Source organism: uncultured Maritalea sp. (assembly GCF_937139385.1).
Taxonomy (GTDB): Bacteria; Pseudomonadota; Alphaproteobacteria; order Rhizobiales; family Devosiaceae; genus Maritalea; species Maritalea porphyrae_A.
This window is the reverse complement of record NZ_CAKZPW010000001.1, coordinates 1-6,374: the sequence shown is the minus strand read 5'-3', so window position 1 is coordinate 6,374 and position 6,374 is coordinate 1. Positions and strand designations below refer to the sequence as shown.

Annotated in this window: 9 protein-coding genes; 2 read left to right on the top strand and 7 right to left on the bottom strand. The window is 47.7% G+C overall.

The features are described 5' to 3' along the window. The 6 genes from Q0231_RS00045 to leuD form a co-directional block, all read right to left on the bottom strand. The coding region (locus Q0231_RS00045; protein ID WP_299343504.1) for a hypothetical protein at nucleotides 1–435 on the bottom strand (435 nt) is incomplete at its 3' end. Then, nucleotides 425–1,477 carry a DUF2157 domain-containing protein gene (locus tag Q0231_RS00040; protein ID WP_299343502.1) on the bottom strand — a complete coding sequence of 351 codons (1,053 nt, stop codon included), beginning with the start codon at nucleotides 1,475–1,477 and terminating at the stop codon, nucleotides 425–427. The genes Q0231_RS00040 and Q0231_RS00045, both read right to left, overlap by 11 nt. A 59-nt stretch (nucleotides 1,478–1,536) precedes the next feature. Beyond that, nucleotides 1,537–2,634: a 3-isopropylmalate dehydrogenase gene (leuB, locus tag Q0231_RS00035; protein ID WP_299343500.1), complete on the bottom strand. Its 1,098-nt coding sequence runs from the start codon at nucleotides 2,632–2,634 to the stop codon at nucleotides 1,537–1,539. Nucleotides 2,635–2,748: 114 nt separating this feature from the next. Then, entirely contained in the window at nucleotides 2,749–3,174 is a 426-nt protein-coding gene (locus Q0231_RS00030; protein ID WP_299343498.1) for a hypothetical protein, read from the bottom strand. An 86-nt stretch (nucleotides 3,175–3,260) separates the two neighbouring features. Continuing rightward, nucleotides 3,261–3,650, bottom strand: a complete 390-nt coding sequence (locus Q0231_RS00025) for a RidA family protein (RefSeq protein ID WP_269393562.1) — start codon at nucleotides 3,648–3,650, stop codon at nucleotides 3,261–3,263. Nucleotides 3,651–3,773: 123 nt separating this feature from the next. Beyond that, nucleotides 3,774–4,382, bottom strand: a complete 609-nt coding sequence (leuD, locus tag Q0231_RS00020) for a 3-isopropylmalate dehydratase small subunit (protein ID WP_299343495.1) — start codon at nucleotides 4,380–4,382, stop codon at nucleotides 3,774–3,776. Between the two features lie 156 nt (nucleotides 4,383–4,538). Here leuD and Q0231_RS00015 point away from each other — a divergent pair, with 156 nt between their 5' ends. Continuing rightward, the gene (locus Q0231_RS00015) at nucleotides 4,539–4,892 is read left to right on the top strand and encodes an extensin family protein (protein WP_299343493.1); all 354 of its coding nucleotides are present in this window, start codon (nucleotides 4,539–4,541) and stop codon (nucleotides 4,890–4,892) included. A gap of 57 nt (nucleotides 4,893–4,949) precedes the next feature. Here Q0231_RS00015 and Q0231_RS00010 read toward each other — a convergent pair whose 3' ends face one another. Beyond that, nucleotides 4,950–5,582, bottom strand: coding sequence for a GNAT family N-acetyltransferase (locus Q0231_RS00010; RefSeq protein ID WP_299343492.1), 633 nt, complete (start codon nucleotides 5,580–5,582; stop codon nucleotides 4,950–4,952). A gap of 156 nt (nucleotides 5,583–5,738) precedes the next feature. On the opposite strand from Q0231_RS00010, the gene Q0231_RS00005 reads away from it, so the two are divergent. Continuing rightward, nucleotides 5,739–6,374 (top strand): nitrate/nitrite transporter (locus tag Q0231_RS00005; RefSeq protein ID WP_299343490.1); only part of this gene is annotated, 636 nt, incomplete at its 3' end.

Sequence of the window (6,374 nt, the reverse complement as noted above, 5' to 3'; positions counted from 1 at the left end):
GAGCGAAAAGACGAGGGCGACAATCCAACCACTTTCTGAGCGAAACAGCCCTGTGTCAAACCAACCAAAAAGCGCCGCCAGCAAGCAGGCCTTTCCCACCAGCAAGAGCGATAAATACATTAGCCCCTTAAAGCTATATTGCTTTTCAAGCATTTTATATGAAGTACGAAATTTCCAAGCAGCAAAACCTGTGGTCAAAACACCAATTGTGCCCGCCACATGTTCCCAACGACTATCTAGTCCCAACAAGGCAATAAGGCCCGCAATCGCCACCACCATCATACCCAAGATGAACAGCCCTGCGATCACCCGAATGATAATGGCAAAAACGCCAAACTCGCCATCTTTTCGTTTGCTTTCACTCATCCAAACTTGCTCAGAAAATGGCACACCGTAAGCATTTAGGCGCGTAATCGCATGTTCCTTACTCAACATTGCTGACCTCCCGCGCCGGACGCGGAGCAAACTGATGCATGTTCAAAAACTTGATCCCGCCCCAAAATATGCCGGCCACAACTGCAGCCATAAACAGGCCACCAAACAACAAACCGCCATCACCCCAATCAAATATCCATTCGGCAAATAGGATCAAGAAAATGGCCGACATCAAAATCGAACTGATCAATGTCCAAATCTGCGCACCGACCAAAAGCTTGAAACGCTTAAACGCCAAATAATAGCCCGCGCAATGCAGTGCCAAACCAATCAGCCCAGCAATTGTGCGAAGATCGCCGTTAAAGGGATCGCTTGGAATATCAAATCCGTAGCGCATGGTGAATACCCACGCGCCGATCAAAAAAGCGGTCAAGGTGAGAGAATAGAACAGCCAGATCCACGAAAACCAATTGTGATCAAGCCAACCGCTCGGCTGCTTGGATGCAAGGTGACTTTGCAGCCCATAAGCAAGCAAACCCAAAAGGGCCAAGGGGACATCAATTTCGATGCCATCGCCCACGGTTTGCACCCAAAAAACAAGCAAAAATGTATGCGCAACAACCAACCACAAGGTCCAATGCGCCAAGGATTTAGACAGGATCACCCATGGCAAAATCAATAGGGCCCACATCATGAACAATTGATAGGCGTCGGCTCCGGTTTGGTAAATCTGACCAAACACCGCCATGAATACCCCGACGAATATGCTCGCCCCAATCGCCAATGCTTGACCCGCCCCATCATCCAACCCGCGCCAGAGCGAAACCAACAAACAGCCGACAAGTGCCAAATCAATTAAGCCAAGTTTTTGCCAACCTGGCATGTCTTTCCAATTGAACGCAAAGAAGAACACAATACCCGCAAGCACCAAAATTGTACCTACGGCCAAACTTAGCTTGTCGGCCCATTGCCCCCATAAATCGCGCGGCTGCACCAGCTGTTTTAGGAATTGCATTCCGGCCCGCGGCAACTTGCCGTCGCGGTACAACTGCTCAATGTCCTCATTGGTGAGGGGCTGATCAAAGTCAATTGTTTTCGTCATAAAAAAGGGCACCAAAAATGATGCCCAATTTAGAACTGAAACTGTAAAAAGCGCAAGCGCTAGAGTTTGGCGATAATCGCATCGCCCATTTCTGCGGTCGACACCTTTTTGCAGCCGTCTTGCATAATATCGCCGGTGCGATAACCTTCATCCAATACAGCCGCGATGGCAGCTTCAACCTTGTCGGCCAATTCAACCATTTCAAACGAATAGCGAAGCGCCATTGCAAAGCTGGCAATCATGGCGATGGGGTTGGCCATGCCTTGACCCGCAATATCAGGTGCAGAGCCATGAACAGGTTCGTACAAAGCTTTGCGTTTACCCGTTTCCGCATCCGGCGCCCCCAAGGAGGCTGAAGGCAACATGCCCAATGACCCAGTCAACATGGCCGCCGCATCTGACAAGATATCGCCGAACAAATTGTCCGTAACAATCACATCGAACTGTTTCGGGTTGCGCACCAATTGCATTGCACAATTGTCTGCCAAAATGTGATCCAATTGCACGTCAGCATATTCGCTTTCATGCAAGGCGCTCACCACTTCGTGCCACAAAACGCCGGATTTCATCACATTGCGTTTTTCAGATGATGAAACCCGATTGTCGCGTGTGCGTGCCATATCAAAGGCCACGCGCGCAATGCGCTCAATTTCATAAGTCTCATAGACTTGCGTATCAATTGCGCGTTTTTGGCCATTGCCCAAATCATGGATCTCTTTTGGTTCACCAAAGTAAACGCCACCGGTCAACTCGCGAACGATAAGAATGTCCAGGCCTTCAACAATCTCGCGCTTTAAAGATGAGCCATCAGCCAAAGCCGGATAGCAAATTGCCGGGCGCAGATTTGCGAACAGACCAAGGTCCTTACGCAAGCGCAAAAGCCCCGCTTCTGGGCGCAACTCGTAAGGCACATTGTCCCATTTAGGACCACCAACAGCACCAAAGATCACCGCATCCGCGCTTAGCGCTTTTTGCATGTCTTCTTCAGAAATCGCGACCCCATGCGCATCATATGCAGAACCGCCCACAAGACCGGTATCAAAAGCAACGTCTGCAAGACCTTTTGCGTTGAGATGGGCGATTAGCTTTTCAACTTCCGCCATAATTTCGGTGCCGATGCCGTCGCCGGGCAACAATAAAAGATTTTGCTGTGCCATAATGATGCCTATCAAAAATTAATCCAGTTGCGGCTTTGCTACGCGCAACAAGCGAAACTGACAAGGCTTTGTGCGCCAAAACCGTCTAAAACCATCATCGTTTGGGTGAAACAATCAACGCGGCTTATCTTTAAATACTGCTGCCAAATGCAGCAATCCGATAAAGAGTGCAGAAACCGAGAAGATAAAATCACGCATTTGTGGCGCCTCGCCATCAGAGAATTGGGCCATTCCGCCCAGCTGCAGAACAATCACGCCACCGCGCAGCAAAAACACAATGCCGATGCCAATCATTAAATAGCGCGCCCAACGCGCGAATGGTTTGTTCGTACCCGCCCAAAAAGAAATAACCGCCCATGCCAAAAACACTGTGGAAATTGCGCCGGTAAGAATAGCGGGCCAAGTTTCGCCCCGCGCATCAGCTTCAGCCATCACTTTACCTGCCCGCAGGAACAGATAAGCGGGCTCTCCAATAAAAATGGCCGCCACATGCAAGACAAAAAGGATAAAATCAGCCAAAGCTGCAAAAACAAAAAACATCACCACTTCTCCAACATAACATACGCAAGCGTATCTTAATAACTATTATCTGAAAAGTGGACATTTCACCACACGAGGGAAGCAGATTAATCGCCAGCACCGATGCGCGCAGTCACCTCGATTTCAATTTTCATTTCTGGTTTGATCAGCCCCGCGACCACCATTGTTGCCGCCGGGCGAACTTCACCAAAATATTTACCCGTGACTTCAAAAACATCATCTGCGAACGCAGGATCAGTGATGTAATAACGCGCCCGCACCACATCTTTTAACGACGAACCCGCCTCTTCAAGCGCCGCTGCGATGGTGTTAAAACAGTTTAGTGCCTGTGCAGCCACATCTTCAGGCATGGTCATGGTTTTATAATCATACCCTGTGGTGCCCGCCACATGCACCCAGTCCCCATCTTTAATCGCACGCGAATAACCCGCCTGTTTTTCAAACGGTGACCCTGTGGAAATGCGTTGTACAGCCATATTAAAAACCCATGCCTATGAATTGTATTTTTTTCAGCATAACGCGCGCCCAAAATCTGGCAAACAAAAAAAGGCGGGGACATTCCCCGCCTTAAAACTCAACATCATTTCGCTTAAAGGGATCTAAATCCAGGGACGCGAAGCTTCCATTTTGCTTTCAAAGCCAGAAATCGCTTCGCCCTTTTCCATGGTCAATCCAACATCGTCCAAACCTTGCAGCAAGGCTTGCTTGCGCGATGGATCAATATCAAAACTGATCGTGCCCCCATCTGGGCCCGAAATTGTTTGCGCTTCAAGATCAATGGAAATCGTTGCGTTTGATCCGCGGTCCGCGTCATCCATAAGCGCGGCCAATTGTTCTTCAGTAACAACCACCGGCAAAATGCCGTTCTTAAAGCAGTTGTTGTAAAAAATGTCGGCAAAGCTGGTTGAGATCACACAACGTATGCCAAAATCTTTAAGCGCCCATGGCGCATGTTCACGGCTGGACCCGCAGCCAAAATTGTCGCCCGCAACAATAATCGATGCGTTACGATATGCATCTTTGTTGAGCACAAAATCAGGCTTTTCTGTCACGCCATCTTCTTCAAAGCGCATCTCAGCAAAAAGGGCAGAACCCAATCCGGTGCGCTTGATGGTTTTCAGATACTGTTTTGGGATAATCATATCTGTATCGATATTGATAAACGGCAATGGCGCAGCAACGCCTGTTAATGAGATGAACTTATCCATTTGCGACTTCCCTAGTAAATGCAGTCTTTTCAATGCATCAGCTGTATTAAGGCGTCAAGCCCCACACGCAACGCTCAGGCCCTTGAGCCAATCAAATCATTGAAACTGATTTCAAAAAATGGCTAGATGACATCAAAACTTTGACCGGAGAGTAAAATGACGCCGCACAATAATGCAAAATTGGGTGATTATGCTGAAACTGTTCTATTGCCGGGCGACCCTTTGCGCGCCAAATGGGTAGCTGAAACGTTCTTAGAAGACGCAAAACAAGTCAATTCGGTCCGCAATTGTTTGGGCTATACCGGCACATTCAATGGCAAACAGGTCAGCGTTGCTAAGGGTTGGAAAGGAAGGCGCAGTGAACGCCTTTTCCTAAGAGACATCAATGACGGTGCTTGCGGACATTTCACAACAGTCCTAGGCCCGCGTGCAGACAAATTCCATCAAGACCACTTCCATTTTGACCTGGCACGACATGGTAAATCTGGCAATCGCAGAGTTTGTAAGTAAGTACTTTTGGTTGAGGCATGCTTTTGAACGTGAATTTGGAATTGAAACCACCCAAAATTATACCGGCCTTTTAAGAAGAATTACGTCTCCATCGTAATATGGTGGGCAAGGATGTAACAAAACAGGCCGGCTGTCTTCATAGACATATCCCATATCTTTATAGAGCCTCACGGCTCCGTGATTTTGAGAAAATGATTGGATGCTCATATAGTCAGCCCCAAGCAGCAAAGCTTTTTTTCGAGCGGCTTGAAGCAATTGCCGACCAATTCCGCAGCCTCTTAAGCCCGGAAAAACAGCCATCGCATTTATATAGAACGTCCCAATTGAATGATACTCCAATTCGACAAACGGCCGAAACACTTCCGGCAAGTCACCAATTGCATCTACGTCTTCCTGCTGGGGATCAGCTACAATATATCCCAGCATCATACCTACAACTTGATCGTTCAATTGGGCGACAATAGAGTTCTTATACGAAAAACCACCACTTTCCCTAGACGCTCTGGAAATGCCAACATCTAGAGAAGTCTGTCCAGGAGTCGCCATCGAACGCCACAACCAATCCGGAATACCTTCGCCAGCCATGTCGATCAAACGAGCCAGGCTTGGTGCATCTTTTATAGTCGCTTCGCGTATTTCAATTTGATTTGCCTCTGTCAAGCCACCGAGCGCAATACGAGGTTTCTTCATTTCTTTTTCCTACAGCGATGTTTTGAATTGTTTTCTGTACTGCGATACGATTGGCAGAGTACAAAAGGGTTCAAGCTGTTAGAATTATCCCCTAGCGTTACGTTTCGAATGGGCTAAATGTTCTTGCGCAAATTCTAACTACAAATGTGAACCTTTATGCATCCTATGATTCCGGGCATTGTAATTCTTGCTCTTGGCTACGTACTGAGCCAATTCTACCGAACTTTTCTAGCTGTTTTGTCTGGAGATCTCGGTACTGATCTTGGTGCAACCCCTTCAGATTTATCCATTGCATCTGGCACATGGTTCATTGTGTTCGCTCTTGCACAATTTCCCGTTGGTGTATGGCTCGATAAATACGGCCCCCGACGTATGACGGCGGCACTTTTCTTATTCGGCGGAGCAGGTGGAGCGCTTTTTCTTTCGTTTGCCACTTCCCCGATACATCTCATTCTTGCAATGGGGTTTATTGGTGTTGGCTGCTCTCCGGTTTTAATGGCGCCACTTTTCATTTTCGCAAAATCATTTGCTCCAACTCAGTTTGGACTCATGTCAGCCTGGTTTGTTGCATTTGGAACTTTTGGAAATGTTGCAGGTGCCAAACCCCTGGCAATTCTTGCTGAAATTTATGGGTGGCGAGATGTGATGCTAGGACTCTCGACCGTCACACTTGTTGTTGGTGTTGGAATATATTTACTGGTCAAGGATCCTCAATCTGATCATGACGACAAAGCTGCACCAGGATTCATGTCATTCCTAACGGTACTGAAATTGAAATATTTAGGGGCAATC